This is a genomic window from Lysobacter alkalisoli (genome assembly GCF_006547045.1).
GTDB lineage: Bacteria > Pseudomonadota > Gammaproteobacteria > Xanthomonadales > Xanthomonadaceae > Marilutibacter > Marilutibacter alkalisoli.
On the sequence record NZ_CP041242.1, the window covers coordinates 3,282,321 to 3,298,905 of the forward strand.

At 68.3% G+C, this 16,585-nt stretch carries 14 protein-coding genes and 1 pseudogene; 1 reads left to right on the top strand and 14 read right to left on the bottom strand.

Translation table 11 applies throughout. From position 1 onward, the window contains the following. Window positions 1–110: 110 nt before the first annotated feature. The 3 genes from rarD to FKV23_RS14620 all read right to left on the bottom strand — a co-directional run bounded on the left by rarD (window position 111) and on the right by FKV23_RS14620 (window position 2,633). The gene (rarD, locus tag FKV23_RS14610; RefSeq protein ID WP_141624514.1) at window positions 111–1,025 is read right to left on the bottom strand and encodes an EamA family transporter RarD; all 915 of its coding nucleotides are present in this window, start codon (window positions 1,023–1,025) and stop codon (window positions 111–113) included. A gap of 20 nt (window positions 1,026–1,045) precedes the next feature. Beyond that, window positions 1,046–1,972 carry a drug/metabolite exporter YedA gene (yedA, locus tag FKV23_RS14615; protein WP_141624515.1) on the bottom strand — a complete coding sequence of 309 codons (927 nt, stop codon included), beginning with the start codon at window positions 1,970–1,972 and terminating at the stop codon, window positions 1,046–1,048. A 124-nt stretch (window positions 1,973–2,096) separates the two neighbouring features. Then, window positions 2,097–2,633, bottom strand: coding sequence for a GNAT family N-acetyltransferase (locus FKV23_RS14620; RefSeq protein WP_141624516.1), 537 nt, complete (start codon window positions 2,631–2,633; stop codon window positions 2,097–2,099). Window positions 2,634–2,738: 105 nt separating this feature from the next. Here FKV23_RS14620 and FKV23_RS14625 point away from each other — a divergent pair, with 105 nt between their 5' ends. Continuing rightward, on the top strand, window positions 2,739–3,278 hold the full coding sequence (locus tag FKV23_RS14625) for an Lrp/AsnC family transcriptional regulator (RefSeq protein ID WP_208543176.1): 540 nt from the start codon (window positions 2,739–2,741) through the stop codon (window positions 3,276–3,278). Between the two features lie 161 nt (window positions 3,279–3,439). Here the strand turns inward: FKV23_RS14625 and FKV23_RS14630 are convergent, their stop codons facing one another. The 11 genes and pseudogenes from FKV23_RS14630 to mreC all read right to left on the bottom strand — a co-directional run. Next, window positions 3,440–5,650, bottom strand: a complete 2,211-nt coding sequence (locus tag FKV23_RS14630; RefSeq protein WP_141624518.1) for a carboxy terminal-processing peptidase — start codon at window positions 5,648–5,650, stop codon at window positions 3,440–3,442. 298 nt (window positions 5,651–5,948) lie between these two features. Next, on the bottom strand, window positions 5,949–6,953 hold the full coding sequence (gene lipA, locus FKV23_RS14635) for a lipoyl synthase (RefSeq protein WP_141624519.1): 1,005 nt from the start codon (window positions 6,951–6,953) through the stop codon (window positions 5,949–5,951). Between the two features lie 55 nt (window positions 6,954–7,008). After that, window positions 7,009–7,647 carry a lipoyl(octanoyl) transferase LipB gene (gene lipB, locus FKV23_RS14640; protein ID WP_141624520.1) on the bottom strand — a complete coding sequence of 213 codons (639 nt, stop codon included), beginning with the start codon at window positions 7,645–7,647 and terminating at the stop codon, window positions 7,009–7,011. A gap of 44 nt (window positions 7,648–7,691) precedes the next feature. Beyond that, complete coding sequence (locus tag FKV23_RS14645; protein WP_141624521.1) at window positions 7,692–7,970, bottom strand: DUF493 family protein; 279 nt, start codon at window positions 7,968–7,970, stop codon at window positions 7,692–7,694. Between the two features lie 43 nt (window positions 7,971–8,013). Continuing rightward, window positions 8,014–9,264 carry a D-alanyl-D-alanine carboxypeptidase family protein gene (locus FKV23_RS14650; RefSeq protein ID WP_141624522.1) on the bottom strand — a complete coding sequence of 417 codons (1,251 nt, stop codon included), beginning with the start codon at window positions 9,262–9,264 and terminating at the stop codon, window positions 8,014–8,016. Window positions 9,265–9,410: 146 nt separating this feature from the next. Continuing rightward, window positions 9,411–10,730, bottom strand: a complete 1,320-nt coding sequence (locus FKV23_RS17680) for a septal ring lytic transglycosylase RlpA family protein (RefSeq protein ID WP_141624523.1) — start codon at window positions 10,728–10,730, stop codon at window positions 9,411–9,413. Continuing rightward, window positions 10,727–11,938 carry a lytic murein transglycosylase B gene (gene mltB, locus FKV23_RS14660; protein WP_141624524.1) on the bottom strand — a complete coding sequence of 404 codons (1,212 nt, stop codon included), beginning with the start codon at window positions 11,936–11,938 and terminating at the stop codon, window positions 10,727–10,729. Before mltB ends, FKV23_RS17680 begins: the two co-directional genes overlap by 4 nt. 72 nt (window positions 11,939–12,010) lie before the next feature. Then, window positions 12,011–13,123, bottom strand: a complete 1,113-nt coding sequence (gene rodA / locus FKV23_RS14665) for a rod shape-determining protein RodA (protein ID WP_141624525.1) — start codon at window positions 13,121–13,123, stop codon at window positions 12,011–12,013. Beyond that, window positions 13,120–15,069 carry a penicillin-binding protein 2 gene (mrdA, locus tag FKV23_RS14670; RefSeq protein WP_141624526.1) on the bottom strand — a complete coding sequence of 650 codons (1,950 nt, stop codon included), beginning with the start codon at window positions 15,067–15,069 and terminating at the stop codon, window positions 13,120–13,122. The genes rodA and mrdA overlap by 4 nt, the downstream gene beginning before the upstream one ends. Window positions 15,070–15,072: 3 nt before the next feature. Continuing rightward, window positions 15,073–15,558 (bottom strand): rod shape-determining protein MreD, encoded by a 486-nt coding sequence (gene mreD, locus FKV23_RS14675; protein ID WP_141624527.1) that lies wholly within the window; start codon window positions 15,556–15,558, stop codon window positions 15,073–15,075. A 14-nt stretch (window positions 15,559–15,572) separates the two neighbouring features. Continuing rightward, window positions 15,573–16,538, bottom strand: a pseudogene (gene mreC, locus FKV23_RS14680) (rod shape-determining protein MreC); the annotation flags it as partial. Window positions 16,539–16,585 lie beyond the last annotated feature (47 nt).

Genomic DNA, 16,585 nt, shown 5'->3' on the forward strand with positions numbered 1-16,585 from the left:
GCGGTCCCCCGCGGCCTTTCCGTTTGTTGCCTGTCCATCGATGCATGGATCGATTACCGCGAACCTGTCCGCGCGAGCCCGGCACGCTCCCGCCCGCCTGCATCACCTCCTCATGCAGGCGCAGGCGCGGCCTGTCGCCGCGCACGGCGCAGGCCATCGCCTGCGAACAGCAGCAGCGCCACCCAGATGAAGGCGAAACCCAGCGCGCGCTCCTGGTCGAAGGCTTCCTGGAAGACCAGCACGCCGATCAGCAGCTGCAGGGTCGGCGCGATGTACTGCAGAAAGCCGACCACCGAAAGCGGCACCCGCCGTACCGCGTAGGCGAAGCCGATCAGTGGCAGCGCGCTGACCACGCCGGCGAGCACCAGCAGCGCGTCGATGCCCCAGCCCCACCCCGGCGCGCCGCCCAGGGCGAGGAAGCCACCCTGCCCGTGCATCTCGATCCACATCAACCCGGCCAGCGCCGGCAGCAGCAGGTACAGGCTTTCGACCCCGAGCCCGGCCACCGCGTCGACCGCGACCCGTTTGCGCAGCAGGCCATAGAAGCCGAACGACAGTGCAAGTCCCAACGCAATCCACGGCAGCCGACCGTACGACCAGGTCAACCAGGCCACGCCACAGGCAGCCAGCGCGACCGAGATCCACTGCACGCGGTTGAGCCGCTCGTGCAGCAGCGCAACACCCAGCACGACATTGAGCAGCGGGTTGATGTAGTAGCCAAGGCTGGTTTCGACCACGTGGCCGGCGTTGACCGCCCAGATGTACAGGCTCCAGTTGAGGCCGATCAGCACTCCGCTGGCCAGCAGAAGCGCGGCCCGCCGCCGGTCCGCCAGCACCGCCGCCAACCAGCCGCGGCCGCGCTGCCACAGCAGCCAGGCCGAAACCAGCAGCGCGCCCCAGACCATCCGGTGCAACACGATCTGCCACGAAGGCACCGCCTTGAGCAGGTGCCAATACAACGGCGTCACACCCCAGATCACGAATGCGCCAATCGCCATCCACAGGCCGGCGCGGTGTTCGTGCATGTTGCTTCCGACACCGCCGCTCATGCCGCCGGCTCCAACGCCGGCGGGCGCGGGCGGCTGCGCGCGAGCGTGACTATCGCGACGCCGACCAGGATCACCGCCATCGCCCCGATCGCGTGAAGCGAGAAGCGCTCGCCGGCCAGCAGCACGCCGAACAGCACCGCGATCGGTGGATTGATGTAGGCATAGCTCGAAGCCAGGGCCGGGCGCACGTGCCGCAGCAGCCAGATGTAGGCACTGAAGGCGACGATCGAACCGAACACCACCAGGTAGGCGACCGCGAGCGTGCCCTTGGTCGATGGCGACTCCGGCATCCGCTCCCCCAGCAGGGCGCCGACGACCAGCATCATGGCCCCGCCGCACAGCATCTGCCCGGCCGCCGACATGAACGGCGACGGCAGGTCGCGACCGCGGCTCCAGACCGAACCGAACGCCCAGGCGATCGGCGCGATCAACAGGGCCAGCAAGCCCTGCGGCGTCGCCGACAGCGCGCTGCCGGCGTTGAGCCAGAGCACGCCGACGAAGCCGATGACCAGGCCGATCCATTCCTGGCGGCCGGGACGCTCGCCGCGCAGTGTGGCGAACAGGCCCATCCACAGCGGCATCGACGCGACCGCGATCGCCGCCAGCCCGGACGAGACCCATTGCTCGGCGACGGTCACCAGGCCGTTGCCCAACCCCATCAGCATCAGCCCCATCACCGCGAGCGACCACCATTGCGCGCGGGTGGGCGGACGCTCCCCGCGCAGGCGCAACGCTGCGTACATCAACACACCGGCGACGACGAAGCGTCCGCCGGCCATCAGCAGCGGCGGCCAGCCGCCCTCGAGCGCGAAGCGGATGCCAAGGTAGGTCGAGCCCCAGACGACATAGACCGCCGCCAGGGCGAGGGCGACGGCCAGGCCACCCGGGGCGGCCCGGGCGACAGTCGATGCGGCAGTACTCATTCGGAAGATCCAGACGGGAAAGGTTGGGGGAGGTGGCGGCATCCATGCCGGATGGGTGCTGGGAACTATTCGATGATGCCGGACCGCAACACGCGCAGGATCGCCCGATGCCGGCCCGGGCCGCTCAGCACGCGCATTGCATGCGACAGACCGTGGTGCGACCGCTGCCGTGGGCGCGCCGCGCCGGATCGGCGAAGCTGTCGACGACGATGAAGCCGGCTTTGCGCATCATCCCCGCCGACGCAGCGTTCTGCTCGTGGCGTTCGATGTAGATGTCCACACAACCCAGCGCCTGCAACCGCGCGACCGCGGCGCGCAGCAGCCGGGCGCCGATGCCACGGCCCACGTGATCACGGTGTACCACGGCTTCGCACACGTGGCCTTGCGCCACGCCTGCGCGCGCGGACGGCTGGTAGCGCTCGAACGCATCGGTCGCCTCGTAGGTCACCACGGCAACGATGGCGGAGCCGGCCTCGGTCACGACCGCACCGGTGCGGTCATCCGCGATGCCGGCGACATGGGTTCGGACTTCGTCCACCGGAAGGTGGTTCCAGCGGTTCGGTCCATGTTCGAGGATCAGCGCCTGCAGCGCACCGATGTCGTCCGGGGTGCCGTCGCGGATCGCCAGACCGGCCGGATCGCCGGCTTCGCAGGAATGCATGAGCGGGGGCATGGTTCGCCTTGGCATGTTGGATACGCAACCGAGCGTAGCGGGATGACGCGACTGGCAATTGAAAATTTGTCCGCCTCTGCGCAAAATTCTTGCGTGACTCACGCGACCGCCGCCCTTGACGACTTCGACCATCGATTGCTCGAACTGTTGCAGCGCGATGCCACCGCCACCTTGTCCGATCTCGGCGAAGCCGTCGGGCTTTCGCCCAGTGCCGTGCAACGCCGGCTCACCCGCTACCGCAAGAGCGGCCTGCTGTGGCAGGTCGCGGTACTCGACCCGGCCGCGGTCGGCAGCACGCTCGCGGCGGTTTGGGTGACGATGGAGCGCGAATCGGTGCAGCGCCATACCGCCTTCCGCACCCGCATGCGCGCCGCGGCCGAAGTACAGCAGTGCTACGAACTCGCTGGGGAGTGGGACTACCTGGTCATCATCGCGACCACCGGGGTCGCGCATTGCCGGCAGGTGGTGGACCGCCTGTTCCTCGACGAGGGCAACATCAAACGCTACGACACCCATCTGGTGTTCGACGTGGTGAAACACGGCCTGGGCCTGCCGACCCGCGATGCCCGTCAGGGCAAACCGGGGCCGCGACGCCGCGCGCGCGCAGCGCGTGCAGATTCCGGCCAGGGCTAGAGTGCCGATCGCGGCGCATGGCCCCGTTCCGCGCACGACGCCTTGCGGGAGCGGCGCAAGTCGCGACCCGCAAACCCTTCCAACGATGTACCGGTCGCGACCTGCGTCGCTCCTGCGGGGAGCCGGGTTTCGTGAGGGTTTTTTGTGCCGGGCCCTGCGCGTCAGTCCGCCCAGTGCCCCGGCTGATTCGCCGTCGGCAACACCTGTACCGACAGCTGGCGGTCGGCATTGAGCAGGCGCACCGCGTCGGCCAGGATCGCGGCGGACTCACGCAGCAACGGATCGGGACGGTCCTCGGCCAGCTTCTCGCGGGCAGTGTCCTCGACGATGTCGCGTTCGCCGGCGGCCAGGCCGTCGTCGTCCAGATCGGCGAGCGGGTCCAGTGCCAGCCCCAGTGCCTTGCGCTCCTCCTGCCGGGTGTTGCGCCGGGCCTGGTCGCGGTCGCGCTCGGCGCGGCGCTCGGCCTCGTTGAGGCTGACCGAGGTTTCCTCGCGCTTGGCCTTGAACCGCGCCACGTCCTCGGACCACCACTGGAACTCCTTGTCGGTGGCGATACGGGTCTCGTGCAGGGCCTCCAGCCGCGGCAACAGCGGGGCGAAGTTGCCATAGCGGGTGTGCGGCACCGCCGAGATCTTGGTCCACGGCAGCGCGTTGTCGTAGGTGCTCTCGCCGAACTCGCTGGCATCGACGGAGGCCGGGAAGGTGATGTCGGGCACCACGCCCTTGTTCTGGGTCGAACTGCCGCTGACGCGGAAGAACTGGGCGATGGTCAGCTTGACCTGACCGAAGCGTGGCTTCTCGTTGGCCGGCCAACGATCGAGGTCGACCAGGTTCTGCACCGTGCCCTTGCCGAAGCTGGTCTCGCCGATGACCAGGCCGCGGCCGTAGTCCTGGATCGCACCGGCGAAGATTTCAGACGCAGAGGCCGAACCGCGGTTGATCAGCACCGCCAGCGGCCCGCCCCAGACGATGCTGCCGCCCTCGTCGCTGTTGACGACCACGCGGCCGCCGGATTCGCGCACCTGCACGACCGGGCCGCGTTCGATGAACAGGCCGGTCAGTTCGATCGCCTCGTTGAGCGAACCGCCGCCGTTGTTGCGCAGGTCCAGCACGACGCCATCGACCTTCTCATCGCGCATCGTGCCGAGCAGGCGGGCGACGTCGCGGGTGGCCGAGGCATAGTCGTTGTTGTTGCGGCGGCGGCCCTCGAAGTCCTGGTAGAAACCGGGCAGTTCGATCACGCCAATGCGCTGCACCGGCGCACCGTCGGAGCCCGGGATGGTGATGATCTTGGACTTGGCGGCCTGGTCCTCAAGGCGGACCTTGTCGCGCACCAGCACGACCCGCTGCGGCGGCGAATCCAGGTCGAGGGCGACCGGGATCACGTCGAGCCGGACCCTGCTGCCCTTCTTGCCGCGGATCTTGGCCACCACGTCGTCGATGCGCCAGCCGACTACGTCTTCCATCGGCCCGTTGGCGCCCTGGCCGACCGCGACGATGCGATCGCCCGGGTTCAGCAGTCCCGACTTGCCGGCCGGACCGCCGGCGACGATCTCGCGGATCGCGACCACGTCCTCCTGCTTCTGCAGCACCGCGCCGATGCCTTCCAGCGACAGCGACATCGACAGGTTGAAGTTGTCGGCCGAACGCGGGGTCAGGTAGCTGGTGTGCGGGTCGATGACGCCGGTATAGCTGTTGAGGAAGATCTGGAAGACATCCTCGCCCTTCAGCTCGGAGACGCTCTTGGCCATGTTGGCGTAGCGCCTGCCAAGGGTCTTGCGGATCTCCGCCGGCGCCTTGCCGGCCATCTTCAGGCGCAGCCAGTCGTTGCGCACCGACTGCCGCCATAGCGCGTCGAGTTCGGCATTGTCGGCGGCCCAGGGCGCATCCTCGCGATCGTAGACGTAGCGATCGTCGCCGCTGAAGTCGAAGGCGTCGTCATCCTTGAGCAGCTCGCGGGCAAAGGCCACGCGCTCGTCCACGCGCTGACGGTAGGTCGCGAACATCGCGTAGGCCGGGTCCAGGTCGCCTCCCTTGAGCGCATCGTCGAATTGCAGCTTCCAGCGCTCGAAGCGGGCGATGTCGGCAGCGGTGAAGAACTGCTTGCTGCTGTCGAGCGACTCCAGGTAACGCTCGTACATCTCCGCCGACAGCCCGTCGTCCAGCGGCTTGGGCCGGTAGGCGTAGCGGCTGTCGGAGAGCAGGCCGTAAACCAGCTTGGCCGCGTTGGTCTGGTCGGGAGTGGCTCCGGTCGGAACTTCGACCGGGATGGCCTTGGCCACCCTGGCGGACGCGTCCTCGGCCCATGCGGACCCGGCCAGCGGAAGGGTCAGCAGCAGTGCGGACAGGAGGGAGGAGATCTTGGGGGTCATCGGCGAAGCTTCGCGGCCGGGGTGGCCTGATCTTTGGGGCCTGGAGGACTACACACTATCTACGAGCAGCCAGTGTGGGAAGCGGTTGGACAGGTTCACAGTGCCGAAAGTTGCGGAAACTGTCACCTGTCGGGGTACGGAAGGCAGCCGGTGACCGACATGCGGTTCAGCTTGCGGAAGGCAGGCGCATGGCCGCCCGTGACCGTTCATCCAAGCATGGACTGCCCATACTGCCCGGCCGGTGCAACGGGAAAGTGAAGATTCCGCTACGGCGCGGCGTCGAAGCTTCCGCTGCCGTTCAGGCGGCGACGCCGGCCTCCATCGCCGAGCGGTCGGCGTGGTACGAGGAGCGCACCAGCGGGCCGGAGGCGACGTGGCTGAAGCCCAGCGACAGGCCGTATTCCTCAAGTTCCTTGAACTCTTCGGGCGTCCAGTAGCGCAGCACCGGGTGGTGGTGGGCGCTGGGCTGCAGGTACTGGCCGATGGTGATCATGTCGACATCGTGCGCGCGCAGGTCGCGCAGGGTCGCCTGCACCTGCTCCATGGTCTCGCCGAGACCGAGCATGATGCCGGACTTGGTGACGACCTCCGGGTGCTGGGCCTTGAACTTCTGCAGCAGGGTCAGCGACCACTGGTAGTCGGCGCCCGGGCGCACGTTGCGGTACAGGTCCGGCACGGTCTCGACGTTGTGGTTGAACACGTCCGGCGGATTCGTCGCGAGGATCTCCAGCGCGCGTTCCATGCGGCCCCGGCCGCGGAAATCGGGGGTGAGGATCTCGATCTTCGTATTCGGCGCCTTGTCGCGGATCGCGGCGATGCAGTCGACGAAATGCTGGGCACCGCCGTCGCGCAGGTCGTCGCGGTCGACGCTGGTGACCACCACGTAGCGCAGGCCCATGTCGGCGACGGTGTCGGCCAGGTGGCGCGGTTCCTCGGGGTCTGGCGGCTTGGGCCGGCCGTGGGCGACATCGCAGAACGAACAGCGGCGGGTGCAGACCTCGCCGAGGATCATGAAGGTGGCGGTGCCGTGGCCGAAGCACTCGTGGATGTTCGGGCAGCTGGCCTCCTCGCACACGGTGACCAGGCGGTTTTCGCGCAGCTTTTCCTTGAGCTTGGCGACCGCGTTGCCGGACGGGATGCGCACGCGGATCCACGACGGCTTGCGCAGCACCGGCACGTCGGCAAACTGCACCGGCGAGCGCGCGATCTTGTCGCCGGCGACCTGCTTCTTCCCGACTTCCAGCGAAGCCGGGGCGGTGTCGCCGTTCACGACCGTGAGCGGGATGGTCCTGGAGTCGGTCATGTTCACAGCTCTTGTGGTTTCGGCCCCTCTCCCCCGCACACGGGAGAAGGGAAAATCAGATGCTCGGCGGCGCGGTTTCGATCTTGAGCCCGAACAGGCGGGCCAGATGCCCAACGAGCACCGGCTTGACCGCATCCGGGCCGGACGGGCCGCCCAAGTCTAACATCGAGGTCACCTGCAACCCCTCGTAACCACAGGGATTGATGCGCCGGAACGGCTCCAGGTCCATGGCGATGTTGAAGGCCAGTCCATGGAAGGTGCAGCCACGGCGGACGCGGATGCCGAGCGCACCGATCTTGGCGTCGCCGACGTAGACGCCGGGGGCCCCGTCGCGGCGGACCGCCTCGATGTTCCAGTCGGCCAGGGTGTCGATCATCGCCTGCTCGACCGTGCAGACATATTCCTTGACGCCGATCTTCAGCCGGCGCAGGTCCAGCAACGGATACAGCACGATCTGGCCCGGGCCGTGGTAGGTGACCTGGCCGCCGCGGTCGACGTGGATGACCGGAATGTCGCCCGGCATCAGCACGTGCTCGGGCTTGCCGGCCTGGCCGAGGGTGAACACGGGATCGTGCTCGACCAGCCACAGTTCGTCGGGGGCATCGGCGTCGCGGGCGTCGGTGAAGGCCTGCATCGCCCGCCAGACCGGTTCGTAGGGCCGGCGCCCGAGGTCACGCAGCAGCGCGGCCTTCACCCCCTCCCCTTCAAGGCGCGGGCTGGGGTGGAGATGGGCTTCCGCTACAGCGTCCACTTCACTTCCGGATGGTCGCGCAGCACCTGGTGCGCCAGGTCGTACTGGTCGCGGCTCTCGGCGCGGAAGCGGATCCGCACCGACACGTACTTGCCGTTGGAAGAGTGCTTCCAGTCGATCGACTCGCTCTCGACCTCAATGCCGGCGTCCATCAGCCGCTGCGGCAGTTCGCGTTCCAGTCCGGCGCCGGCCATGCCCATCGCGCTGAGCTCGAAGTCGCCCGGAAACTGGAAGCCGTGTTCAGGGTTGTCGGACTTGATTTCCATCCAGCGATTATGGGTCCGGCCGGGGCGGAACCCAAGGCGGTGCCTATTCCGAGTCCCACCACATCCAGAATTCGTCCCACAGCCGCTTGAAGAAGCCGGCCTGCTCGACCGCCTCGATAGCAACCAGCGGGCGCTGGGCGATGATCTTGTCGTCAAGCATCACCTTGACCGCACCGATGGTCTGGCCCTGCTCGATCGGCGCGACCAGGGTCCTGGGCACGTCCATCATCGGCTTGAGTTGTTCGTAGCGTCCACGCGGGACGGTCACCAGCAGCGGTTCGGCGACCCCGAGCTTCACCTCGTCGGCCTTGCCCTTCCAGGTTTTCTGGCTGGCGATGGCCTGGTTCGGCTCGTACAGCTTGTGGGTCTCGTAGAAGCGGAAGCCCCAGTTCAGCAGGGCCTGGCTGTCGCTGGCGCGCTGGGCCTCGGAGGTCGAACCCATGACCACCGAGATCAGGCGCTGGTCGCCGCGCTGGGCCGAGGCCATCAGGCAGTAGCCGGCAGCCGAGGTGTGGCCGGTCTTGATGCCATCCACCGAGGCATCGCGCCACAGCAGCAGGTTGCGGTTGGACTGGGTGATCGAGCCGACGGTGTACTCCTTGATCTTGTTGTAGGAGTAGGCCTTGGGGTAGTCGTGGATCAGCGCCCGGCCGAGCAGGGCCAGGTCACGGGCGGTGGTGATGTGGCCCTCGCCGGGCAGGCCGGTGGCATTGACGAAGTGGCTGTTCTTCATGCCGATGCGCTGGGCGTACTGGTTCATCAGCGCGGCGAAGGCCTCCTCGCTGCCGGCGATATGCTCGGCCAGGGCGATCGCGGCGTCGTTGCCGGACTGCACCACCATGCCCTTTTCCATCTCCAGCAGCGGTGCGGTCTTGTTGACCTCGAATCCGGAGTAGCTGCCATCGGTGCGCGCGCCGCCCTTGCGCCAGGCGTTCTCGCTCATCATCACCGGGTCGTCTTCATTGATCTTGCCGGCAGCCATTTCGGCAGCCAGCACGTAGCTGGTCATGACCTTGGTGATGCTGGCCGGCTCGACCGGCTGGTCGACGTTGTGGCCGGCAAGCACGTTGCCGCTGACAGCATCCATCAGGATCCAGGCGGTGCCGGTGATCTCCGGTGCCGGCGGTACCGGCAGGGCATCGCTGGCCGCAGTCTGGGCGGGGCCCGGGGTCGGCGGTGCCTCGGCGCCGGACCCGGGGGCCTGGGCGAAGGCGAAGCCGACCACGACGGTGGTGATGGCGGTCAGGGCGGTCGCTTTGACTGCAGCGCGGATTTTCACAGATTCCAACTTCATCGAATCAACGGCTCCGGGGCCGCGTGGCGGCCGGGTTTACAGAGAGGGCTCTACAAGTGGGTTCTACAGGCGAATCAACCGAGCAGAACAGGCAGGTTAGCAGCACTATAGGATGGGGACATCGGGGTGGACCTCAACTGTTCCCCTCAATCGCGGACGCGGTGCGGCGGACCAAAACCCAGGTCGACCAGGCGGGCGGCAAGCCCGGGAGCGGCGGCCTCGGCCAGCGGACCGACATGCAGGCGCCAGACTGGACGGCCGTTGGCCTCGGCATCGAGCAGGCGGACCTGTTCGATGCCGGCGTCGCGGAGCATCGTCAGCGCGCGGTCGGCATTGGCACGGGCGGCGAAGCTGGCGATCTGCAGGATGACCTGGTCGGGCGCGGGCGCGACCGCGGGTTGGTTGACAGCAGGTTGGCTGGCAGCAGGTTGGCTGGCAGCAGGCTCTCGCACGACGGGCTCATGCACGGTGCCCACGGCGGCGGCTGACCGGGTCGGCGGCGTAGCCGGACGGCCGGTGGCGATGCGGATCTGGCGGGCCTTCATCCAGGCATCGAACTCGTCGGCGGTCATCGACCTGCCGTCCTGACGCATGTCGAAGCGGTGCTCGACGGGAGTCTCTGCTGTTGCGGGCGGTGTTGCGGATGCGACCGGGCCCGTCCTGGCGGGGATATCCGCAGGAGTGTCCGCGGGAATGCTGGAGACCAACCGGTCCATCGCACTGGGCACGACCGGCACGGCATCCGCGTCCGTACGGGCGCGGCCACGGGCGCCGCGCTTTTCACGTCGGTTGTGCGCCAGCAGCGGCCCGTCTTCGCCAGGCGTCAACGCCCGCACCTCGACCCGGCCGGTGCCCTTCTGCACGATGTCGAGCTTGACTGCAGCGGCATAGCTGAGATCAACGACGCGGCCGTCGTGGAACGGGCCGCGGTCGTTCACCCGCACCACCACCGACTTGCCGTTGTCGAGATTGGTGACGCGGGCGAAGCTGGGCAGCGGCAGCGACTTGTGCGCGGCGGTGAAGGCGAACATGTCGTACACCTCCATGTTGGAGGTGCGGCGACCATGGAACTTCTGACCGTAGTAGGACGCGGTCCCGGTCTCGACGAAGCCGCGATGGTCGTCCATCACCCTGTAGGTCTTGCCGAGCACGGTGTAACTGGGCCGGTTGCCGATCGCCGAGCGCGGCTCGTCGACGACTTCGGGCTCGGGAATCGCATCGACATCGGGGACGTAATCCGGCGTGCTGTCGAGCACGCCCGGCTTGTACAGTCCGCCGGCGGTGTAGTTCCCGCGGGTACTCGGGTCCTCCTGCGCCGGCGCATACGGCGACACCTTGCGACCCGTGGCGGGCCTGGAAGATGAGGCGGCAGGTTTCGCACCCGCGGCATCGGGCCCGGACTTCTTCGGCGCGCCGGCGCAGGCCGTCAGGCCCAACACTACGGCGGCGGCCAGCGCCTTTCTCATGCGTCGCTGATCTCTGCGGGACGTTCCGCTGCCGCCAGCGGGTTCTCGCGTCCGGCAATCGCCTCGGCCAACTGGTACACCGCCATCGCGTAGTGCTTGGAGATGTTGTAGCGGGTGATCGCGTAGAAGTTGCGGAAGCCCAGCCAGTATTCCTTGCCGCCGACGCCATCCAGGTTCAGCGGCAACGCGCGCTCGCCGGTCGCGACCGGGGTGGACGGGTGATAGCCGCGCGCGGCCAGGTCGGCCAGGCTCCAGGCCGGCTCCAGGCCTTCGGGCTCGAAATCGGGGGTGCCCGGATCGCGGGTCGCACGCACCGTCACCGGCCCGCCACGAACCCAGCCGCCCTTGCCGACGAAGTAGTTGGCGATCGAGGCGAACACGTCGTCGGTGCTGTTGAACAGGTCGCGCTTGCCATCGCCGTTGCCGTCGACCGCGTACTCGCGGTAGCTGGACGGCATGAACTGGCCCCAGCCCATCGCCCCGGCATAGCTGCCCTTGAGTGTGGTGATGTCGAGATCGGCCTCCTGGCCCAGCGCGAACAATTGCGCCAGCTCGCCACGGAAGAAGGCCTCGCGCCGGTTCTCGCGATCGGCCTTGGTCGGGTCGCCGCTGCGCGGATAGAAGAACGCCAGCGTGTACAGCGCGTCGATCACCCTGTAGTTGCCGGTGACGCGGCCATAACTGGTTTCCACGCCGATGATCGAAACGATGATCTCGGCCGGCACGCCGTAGCGCGCCTCGACCCGGGCCAGCGCATCGCGATGCCTGGCGAGGAAGGCCTGGCCACCGTCGATGCGGGCCTGGCTGATGAAGATCGGGCGGTAGTCGCGCCAGGGCTTGGCCTCGGCCGGCCGCGACATCGCAGTGATGATGCTGTCGTGCTTCTGCGCCTGGGCCAATACCGAGGCGATGTGCGCACGGTCGACGCCGTACTTGTCGGCGGTGTCGCGAATGAACTCGGCGCGCGCCTGCTCCAGCGGCATCGGTTTGACCGGATCCGGCAAGGCCGGCGTGCCCGGGACAACCGCGGGCGTGGCTGGCGACGGGGCCGGGTCGGGTGGCGCATCCGGCGCCGGCGCCGGCAGGACGCTGCCGGCCGGAGTGGCATCCGAAGCGCCGGAGGTGGCGGGGGTCGCCGGCGTGACGCAGGCGGCGAGGACGAGGGTCAGCGCACCGGTCAGGACGCTGCGGGCGGCGGTTGCGGTCATCGCAGCGAGGCTAGCATGCGCACGCGGCTTGCAAAACCGCGCGAGCGGCGCCGGATTGGTTGCGAGTCAGCTTTACCGGGCGTGCACCGGCTTGTACACCCGCACCGCCATCACCACGCCGAGTCCGGCCAGCAGCGACACCGCCGAAGTACCGCCATAGCTGAGCAGTGGCATCGGCACACCCACTACCGGCAGCAGGCCGGCGATCATGCCGCCGTTGACGATCACGTACACGCAGAACGCCAGCCCGAGCGCACCGGCCAGCAGACGCGAATAACCGTCGCGCGCCTCGGCGGCAATCCACAGGCAACGGCCGACCACGAACAGGTACAGCGCCAGCACCACTACCACCCCGATCCAGCCGAACTCCTCGCTGAGCACGGCGAAGATGAAGTCGGTGGTGTGTTCGGGGATGTAGTTCAGGTGCGACTGGCTGCCCTGCCCCCAGCCCTTGCCGGACAGGCCGCCGGCACCGATCGCGATCTTCGACTGGATGATGTTCCAGCCGGCGCCGAGCGGATCGGACTCGGGATTGAGGAAAGTGAAGATGCGGTCCTTCTGGTAGGGCTTGAGCAGCCAGAACCAGGCCGCGGGCGCGACCGCCGCGACGCCGGCGAACGCCGTCCCGAACCACCACCACGGCAATCCGGCCAGGTACAGCGCGAAAGCGCCGCTGACCGCGACCAGCATGGCGGTGCCGAAGTCCGGCTGCAGCAGGATCAGCGCGGTCGGCACGGCGATGATCACCGCCGCCACCAGCACCACGTCCAGGCGTGGCGGCAGCGCGCGGCGGTTGAGGTACCAGGCCACCATCATCGGCAGGCTCAGTTTGATCAACTCCGCCGGCTGGAAATAGATCACCCCAAGGTTGATCCAGTGCGCACCGTGCCTGCCGGTGCCGATGAACAGCACCGCCAGCAACGGCACCAGGGTCAATCCGAATACCAGCGGCGTCCAGTTGCGCAACTGCGCAGGCGATATCCGCGACATCAGCCATAACGCGCCGAGGCCAACCGCGAAACGGCTCCCCTGGGCAATGACCAGGTGGGGCGACCCTCCACTGGCGCTGTGCAGCACCACCAGCCCGATGCCCATCAGCGCCAGCAGAGCGCCGAGCATCATCCAGTCGAGGGTGCGGCCGAAGCGGACGCCAAGGTCGAACAGCCAGCGCAGGATCAGGCTCATCGGCGTGCTTCCGTCACGGCGGGCCCGGCTTCGGGGGTTTCGGCGCCGGCAGGGCCACCATCCGACTCGGCGATCGTGGCCGGCACCGGCTCGTCGGCTGCGGGCTCCGGCATCGCGCCCGTCAGCCAGGCATCGAAGATCTTCCGCGCGATCGGCGCGGCCGTGCTGCCGCCGTAGCCACCGCCTTCCACCGCCACCGCCACCGCGATGGTCGGGTCTTCGACCGGGGCGAATCCGACGAACAGCGAACGATGGCGCAGGTGCAGCGGCAGGCTGCGCGGGTCGACCGCGGCATTGTCGCGCCGGCTGGTGACCTGCGCGGTGCCGGTCTTGCCTGCCATGGTGTACTCGGCGCCGAGCGCCATCCGCCAGCCGGTTCCACCGGGCTGCATGGTCGCCGCCATGCCCTCGCGCACCACCTGCAGGTTCTCCGGATTGGAGCTGATCGGCGCGCCCGGCGGCTGCGGCAACGCCTGCCAGGGGGCCTCGAACCCGCCCCGCTGCTCCAGCGTCAGATGCGGCCTGCGCAGGGAGCCGTCGGCGATGCCGGCAATGCTGCGGACGAGCTGCAGCGGGGTCACTTTCCAGTCGCCCTGGCCGATGCTGGCGTTGACCGTATCGCCGGGGTACCAGCGCTCCCGCCGCATCTGCATCTTGTACTCGGGCGAGGGCAGGATGCCGCCGATCTCGCCGACCAGGTCCACCCCGGTCGGCTCGCCGAAGCCGTACTCGCGCATGTAGTGGGCGAAACGCTCGATGCCCAGATCCAATGCCAGCTTGTAGTAATAGGTATTGACCGAGTGCGATATCGATTTGCGCAGATCGGTCCAGCCGTGGCCGCCGCGACTGGCGTCGCCCCAGCCGCGACGCACGCCGGGCAGGTAGAACATGCCGGTGGACATCACCCGGTCCTCGGGCTGGCGCATGCCGCTGTCCAGGCCGGCCAGCGCGATCAGCGGCTTGAGCGTGGACCCTGGCGCCACGCCGCCGAGCACCAGGCGGTTGAACAGCGGCCGCGACGGGTTGTCGATCAGCGTCTTGTAGTCGGCGTGCGAGATGCCGTTGACGAACAGGTTGGTGTCGTAGCCCGGCAGGCTGACCATCGCCAGCACCTCGCCGGTGCGCGGATCCATCGCCACCGCCGCCCCCTCGAACTCGCCGAAGGCATCGGCCATCGCCTGCTGCAGGTCGAGGTCGATGCTCAATCGCAGGTCGGCACCCGGCATCGCCGGCATCCGCCCGACCACTCGCATGGAACGTCCCTCGACGTTGGTCTCGACCCGCTCGAAACCGACCTGCCCGCGCAGCGCTTCATCGTAGGAGCGCTCGATGCCGGTCTTGCCGATGTGGGTCAGCGCGGCGTTGGCCTCGCCAAGAGTCTTGAGGTCGTCCTCATCGATCCGGCCGACATAGCCGATCACGTGCGAGAGCAGCTCGCCATGCGGGTAGCGGCGGTTGAGGTAGGACACCAGTTCCACGCCCGGGTAGCGCCAGCGGTCGACGGCGAACCGCGCCGCCTCGTCCTCGCTGACCCGCATCTTCAATGTGATCGGGCGAAAGCCGCGGGTGGTGCGGCGGGCCTTTTCGAACTGCTCGATCTCCTCTTCGGTGAGCGAGAAGATCTCCGCCAGTCCGGGCAGCCACTTGTCCGGGGCGCCGGCCTCCTCCGGGGTCACGTCGACCCGGAACGCCGGCACGTTGTCGGCGAGGATGCGGCCGTTGCGGTCGTAGATCACCCCACGCGCAGGCACCACCGGGCGCAGCTTGATCCGGTTGTTCTCCGAGCGGGTGGCGTACTCGTCGTGCTGCAGCACCTGCAGGTTGAAGTACCACCCCGCCAGCACGCCGAGCGCGACCACCACCCCGCTGAAGGCCAGCAGGGCGCGGTTGCGGAACTGCTCGGCCTCGGCATGGGAGTTCTTGAGGACGCGGCGATGGGAACGCATCGCTCAGCCCTTCCGCCAGTTGCCCTGTCGTGCGGTGTCCATCAGCACGAACACGATCGGCCACAGCAGCATGCCGATCAGGGGCGCCAGCCACGCCGCCGACGGCATCGGCGTCAGTCCCAGTGCGGCATGCAGGACCCAGGTCAGGATGCGATCGTTGAGCAGCAGGCCGCCAATCGCCAGCGCCTGTTGCGACATCGGGAAGAACCGCAGGCGGGCGCGGAAGCGTTGCAGGATGTAGGCCATCACCACCAGCCGCAGCGCCTGCTCGCCGAACAGGCCGCCGAAGGCGAGATCGGCCAGCAGGCCGGTGATGAAGGCGAAACCCAGGCCACGACGTTCGGGATCCTCGATCACCCAATAGGCCACCACCAGCGCCAGCCAGTACGGCCGCAGCGGCTGGATCGCCGGCGGCAGCGGCAGCAGGCCCAGCAGCAGCGCCAGCACGATGCTGACCGGCATCACCCAGTGACGGCGGGGACGGCTCATGGCCGGCGCTCCTGCGGCGCATCCGCGGCCGGTGATCGGGGAATGGCCGCGGGCTCGGCACCCGGGGTGGCATCGTCCTCCTCCCCGGCTCCAGCCTCGGGCTGCTGCTGTTGCGCCTGTTGCGCCTGCCGCTCCTGACCCCGCCTCTCGCGCAACAGCAATACGTTGCGGCCCCTGTCGAGCTGCGCGGCCGGGGTGACCACGCCGAGCAGGAACGCCCGGCTGTCATCGGGTTCCAGGGCAGTGATGGTGCCGACCAGGAAGCCGGCCGGAAAACGCCCGCCCAGGCCCGAGGTAACCACCGAGTCGCCGACCTCGATCTCGCTCGACATCGGAATGTTCTGCAATTCGAGCCGGTCGCGCCTGCCGGTGCCGTAGGCGACCAGGCGCACGCCATTGCGGGCCACGCTCACCGGCACCGCATGCGAGGCATCGGTCAGCAGCAGCACGGTGGCGTGCATCGGCGTGGTATCGATCACCTGCCCCATCAGGCCACCGGCATCGATCACGCTCTGGCCAAGGCGGACGCCGTCGCTGCTGCCGGCATCGAGCACCAGCCGCTGGCGGGTCGGGTCGAGGTCGATGTCGAGGATCGAGGCCAACTGCACGTCGAGCTGGCCGTGCTCGGCCGCGCCCATCAGTTCGCGCAGACGCGCGTTCTCGACCGAGACCGTCTGCAGGCGGGCAAGGCGGGCATTGTTGACCAGGGCCTCGTTGCGCAGGCGCGCGTTCTCGGCGGTGAGCTGGCTGAGGGTGCCGGCGTCGGCCTGGACCTTGTGCACCAGTTGCCCCGGCCAGCCCGCCACCATCCACAACGGCTGTACCAGCACCGTGGCCTGCTTGCGGGCGTTGTTGAGCCAGCCGCCGCGGTGGTCGAGCACGATCAGCACCATCGCCAACGCCAGATAGCCCAGCAACCAGAGCGTCCCGGCGACTTCACCGGAGCGATGGGATGAGCTGGAACCGGCGTAGGAGGGCACTGAAGACCAGTCGAGAGTAGATAGCAGTGAGAAAAGAGTGTAACCGG

What these genes read in the sequence shown, in the direction of transcription:
- rarD (WP_141624514.1), bottom strand. Translation starts at nt 1,025, where the DNA reads ATGCACGAACACCGCGCCGGCCTGTGGATGGCGATTGGCGCATTCGTG.
- yedA (WP_141624515.1), bottom strand. Translation starts at nt 1,972, where the DNA reads ATGAGTACTGCCGCATCGACTGTCGCCCGGGCCGCCCCGGGTGGCCTG.
- FKV23_RS14620 (WP_141624516.1), bottom strand. Translation starts at nt 2,633, where the DNA reads ATGCATTCCTGCGAAGCCGGCGATCCGGCCGGTCTGGCGATCCGCGAC.
- FKV23_RS14630 (WP_141624518.1), bottom strand. Translation starts at nt 5,650, where the DNA reads ATGACCCCCAAGATCTCCTCCCTCCTGTCCGCACTGCTGCTGACCCTT.
- lipA (WP_141624519.1), bottom strand. Translation starts at nt 6,953, where the DNA reads ATGACCGACTCCAGGACCATCCCGCTCACGGTCGTGAACGGCGACACC.
- FKV23_RS14645 (WP_141624521.1), bottom strand. Translation starts at nt 7,970, where the DNA reads ATGGAAATCAAGTCCGACAACCCTGAACACGGCTTCCAGTTTCCGGGC.
- FKV23_RS14650 (WP_141624522.1), bottom strand. Translation starts at nt 9,264, where the DNA reads ATGAAGTTGGAATCTGTGAAAATCCGCGCTGCAGTCAAAGCGACCGCC.
- FKV23_RS17680 (WP_141624523.1), bottom strand. Translation starts at nt 10,730, where the DNA reads ATGAGAAAGGCGCTGGCCGCCGCCGTAGTGTTGGGCCTGACGGCCTGC.
- mltB (WP_141624524.1), bottom strand. Translation starts at nt 11,938, where the DNA reads ATGACCGCAACCGCCGCCCGCAGCGTCCTGACCGGTGCGCTGACCCTC.
- rodA (WP_141624525.1), bottom strand. Translation starts at nt 13,123, where the DNA reads ATGAGCCTGATCCTGCGCTGGCTGTTCGACCTTGGCGTCCGCTTCGGC.
- mrdA (WP_141624526.1), bottom strand. Translation starts at nt 15,069, where the DNA reads ATGCGTTCCCATCGCCGCGTCCTCAAGAACTCCCATGCCGAGGCCGAG.
- mreD (WP_141624527.1), bottom strand. Translation starts at nt 15,558, where the DNA reads ATGAGCCGTCCCCGCCGTCACTGGGTGATGCCGGTCAGCATCGTGCTG.